2 protein-coding genes and 1 pseudogene are annotated in these 2,666 nt (G+C 43.4%); 2 read left to right on the forward strand and 1 reads right to left on the reverse strand.

All coding sequences use genetic code 11. The features are described from left to right. Positions 1-352: 352 nt before the first annotated feature. Positions 353-496 (forward strand): annotated as a pseudogene (locus H6G26_RS40785) (CopG family transcriptional regulator); the annotation flags it as partial. Between the two features lie 102 nt (positions 497-598). On the opposite strand, the gene dinB reads toward H6G26_RS40785, so the two are convergent. After that, positions 599-1,684, reverse strand: a complete 1,086-nt coding sequence (gene dinB / locus H6G26_RS40790) for a DNA polymerase IV (RefSeq protein ID WP_190737735.1) — start codon at positions 1,682-1,684, stop codon at positions 599-601. A gap of 224 nt (positions 1,685-1,908) precedes the next feature. On the opposite strand from dinB, the gene H6G26_RS40795 reads away from it, so the two are divergent. Next, on the forward strand, positions 1,909-2,382 hold the full coding sequence (locus H6G26_RS40795; protein ID WP_190737737.1) for a DUF1392 family protein: 474 nt from the start codon (positions 1,909-1,911) through the stop codon (positions 2,380-2,382). The last annotated feature ends 284 nt before the right edge of the window (positions 2,383-2,666 follow it).

Raw genomic sequence — 2,666 nt, forward strand, 5'->3', positions numbered from 1 at the left:
AACTTCACCTTTGGGTAAAGAGCAAATGAATATTAGATGCAATTGTATGAAGATAAGGTTTACTAAATTCAATTGGCAATACTTGCTGATTATAGTCCTCTTGCAAGGCTCACTTCAATTGCGCTTTGCTTAACAATATTTACAAAAATACAAGCTCCTTTCAAATGTTCTAAAGTTCATATAAATGATTTATCAGTGAAGTTTTAGGCTACAAGTAAATACTCTGGGTAGGGATGTGCTAAAAATGGTTTTACGGCAAGTATGCTGTGGTTAACATCTATATATTTGTTAAGTATTGCACTTGGCATTTAAAGTCTAGATAATTCATTAAATTTGATAAATATTGCAAGTCATGAACAAAAAATGGGCTGTCAAACGAATCACAATAAATCTTGCATCTGCTGAAAGCGAAAAACTTGAAAAATATTGTACAAGTACAGGTAGACCTGCAACTGATGTGATTCGGGAGTTGATTCGCTCTCTCTCCATAACCGAGCTGTCAGCGTCTGAACAGCCCGTTACCCTCGACGGTGGCGGCACTGCCAATAACTCTCTCTCCATAACCGAGCTGTCAGCGTCTGAACAGACTACACCTACGCTAAAATCTGATGTTCCCATTCTGAAATAATGGCAATTGAATGGCTTGGGTTTGTTTGGCGTTATCAAGGTTAGACAAAGAAATCCCCAACAACCTGATGCTCCGATTCTCCAGTTCAATTGATAAAAATAGTGTTTTGGCTATCTCAAAAATCGTATCTAGTTCACTAATGGGAGCAAGCATTGTCTTACTGCGGGTTATCTGATGATAGTCAGAAAACTTGACTTTCAGCGTTAATGTGCGGCCTCGCGTTTCGCGCTGCTCTAACCGTTGCTCGACAATTTGGGCAATCTGTTCGAGTTCTTGCAACATCTGATCAACATCGCTTAAGTCCTGTGCAAATGAGGTTTCTGCACCGATGGACTTGCGAACCCGATCCGCTTCAACTGGACGGTCATCTTCTGCCCTGGCAATCTTATAGTAATAATGACCTGCTTTCCCAAAGTGGTGTGTTAGCTCAGTCAGCGATCGCTCTTTCAAGTCTGCACCACTATGAATCCCCAGTGAGTGCATTTTCGCTGCTGTAACTTCTCCAATCCCGTGAAACTTTTCAATCGGCAGTTGTTCTACAAAAGCGATCGCTTCCTCCGGTAAAATCACCGTAAGTCCATTGGGTTTATTCTGCCCTGATGCCATTTTTGCAAGAAACTTGTTAATCGACACACCTGCGGTTGCTGTCAACTGAGTTTCTTGGAGAATCGCAGTTTTGATATGTCTTGCGATAGTAAAAGCGTAGGTGATGTTTTGCTTGTTCTCAGTCACATCCAGGTATGCTTCATCTAGTGCAACCCCTTCCACTAAATCACTGTAGCGTTTAAAGATAGCGTGGATTGCAGCAGAAATCTCTCGGTAAACGTCGAATCTCGGTCTGACAAAGATAAGCCCAGGACATTTGGCAATTGCTGTTACTGATGGCATCGCGGAATGAATGCCAAACTTACGAGCTTCATAACTGGCGGCTGCAACCACGCCTCGTTGATTCGGACTGCCACCGACTACTAACGGTTTGCCTCGGTAGCTAGGGTTATCCCTCTGTTCCACCGATGCGTAGAAGGCATCCATATCAACGTGAACTATCTTTCTCACTTGTAAGCAGAGGGGAGCATTAGAAAGTTAGGCTAACTGGTACTTAATAAAATACTATATTACTAGTTCTATAGTACATTAGCACTACTTGGTTAAAATACCATATCTGCATTATTCCCCAACGAAACTGCTACGGCGGGGTCAATTATCGGCTGTTCCGTACCTTTCAGTTTTGCAACTCAATTATTCATATCAGCACAAAGTATTTTAAAAGGAGCAAAAGTATGACTAATCTTGTTCAAGACTTAGAACAGTGTTGGTACATCTCCCCACCTTGGGGTCAACGAATCCCGCCGTTGCTAGTAAGCTTACTTGAACGGGTGTACGTCAAGAGAGTCAAAGCATTTGGTTACTGCTGTGGTGTCGAATGGTCGCCGCAAGGCTGGAAATACGAAATCAATACTTGTTGCAATGACAATATTACTGTTTGGGGTAGTGAACTTATTGGTACAGGTAACTTGCGTTCGCTGCCCCAAGAAAAACCCGTTTTTCGTCTGGGTGAGTTAGTCGAGTTTCGGTTTCATGGCAATGGCCCACCGGTTCGTATTGTCCAGGGCATTCAACTGATTAATGATTCTTGGTTCTACAGCATCGAGTGGATGTCCCCTGCTATATCAGAAAAAGGTGACGAGGTTCTTACCTCTAGAGATTCCATCGCGCGGGTGACTGACTATGACTTGGAGCGAGTGCGATTATGACAGTGTACACCTCATCTTAATAGTGGTGAAATCCTCTTCGTGGCCATCTCAATCTCACTGTAGCCTCACCTTGGATGGAAAGGTAAGCACCTGCCTCTGTTCGCGCCAACTCCCGAACTGCTGAAGTGGTGGAAAGCCTCTACCAAAGATACTGAAGCTTCGGGGAACGGAGGAAGCCTCCGCTCAGACTTTCCGCTATGTCTACTATTCTATCCCGCCTCGACATTACACAGATTTTCTGCGATATTTTCAAACTGCAAACAAACTGAAGCGGGTCTGATTGA

This window comes from Nostoc sp. FACHB-888 (assembly GCF_014696655.1).
Taxonomy (GTDB): Bacteria; Cyanobacteriota; Cyanobacteriia; order Cyanobacteriales; family Nostocaceae; genus Nostoc.